This is a genomic window from Bradyrhizobium sp. G127 (genome assembly GCF_021502575.1).
In the GTDB taxonomy this organism is placed as follows: domain Bacteria; phylum Pseudomonadota; class Alphaproteobacteria; order Rhizobiales; family Xanthobacteraceae; genus Afipia.
Window position 1 is genome coordinate 1 of sequence record NZ_JAKFGN010000005.1, and the last position, 1,058, is coordinate 1,058.

The 1,058-nt window shown below is 61.1% G+C and carries 1 protein-coding gene; it reads left to right on the forward strand.

Going from position 1 to position 1,058, the window contains the following annotated elements; genetic code table 11:
- The coding region (gene sufB, locus LVY71_RS22790) for a Fe-S cluster assembly protein SufB (protein WP_235102240.1) at positions 1-1,058 on the forward strand (1,058 nt) is incomplete at both ends.

Below are 1,058 nucleotides of genomic sequence, written 5' to 3' on the forward strand. Positions count from 1 at the left end.
TGGATGCTGGAGTGGCGGCTGGAGGCGTATCGCCGCTGGCTGACCATGGAAGAGCCGACCTGGGCGCGGGTGGATTATCCGAAGATCGACTATCAGGATCTGTATTACTATTCCGCGCCGAAGAAGAAGGAACTGGCCTCGCTGGACGAGGTCGATCCGGAAATTCTCAAGACCTATGAGAAGCTGGGGATTCCGCTGCGTGAGCAGGAGATGCTCGCGGGTGTTGTGCGCAGGGACGCCGACGGCAACGAACTCGCCGAGCGCCGTGTGGCTGTGGATGCGGTGTTCGACTCGGTGTCGGTGGCGACCACGTTCCAGGCGGAGCTAAAGGCGGCCGGCGTGATCTTCATGCCGATCTCGGAGGCGATCCGCGAGCATCCGGATTTGGTGAAAACCTATCTCGGCACCGTGGTGCCGACCTCCGACAATTATTTCGCGACGCTGAACTCGGCGGTGTTTTCCGACGGCTCGTTCGTCTATGTGCCGCCGGGCGTGAAGTGTCCGATGGAACTGTCCACTTACTTCCGCATCAACGAGCGCAACACCGGACAGTTCGAGCGCACGCTGATCATCGCCGACAAGGGCGCTTACGTGTCCTATCTCGAAGGCTGCACCGCTCCGCAGCGCGACGAGAACCAGTTGCATGCCGCCGTGGTCGAACTCGTCACCCATGACGACGCCGAGATCAAATACTCGACGGTGCAGAACTGGTATCCGGGCAACGCCGAAGGCAAGGGCGGCATCTACAACTTCGTCACCAAGCGTGGCGACTGCCGCGGCAGGAACTCGAAGATCTCGTGGACCCAGGTCGAAACCGGTTCCGCCATCACCTGGAAATATCCGAGCTGCATCCTGCGCGGCGACAACTCGCGGGGCGAGTTCTACTCGATCGCGATTTCGAACGGCTACCAGCAGGTCGATTCCGGCACCAAGATGATTCATCTGGGCAAGAACACCACCAGCCGGATCATCTCCAAGGGCATTGCCGCGGGCAAGTCGCAGAACACCTATCGCGGCCTCGTCACCGCGCACAGGAAGGCGACCGGCGCGCGCAACTT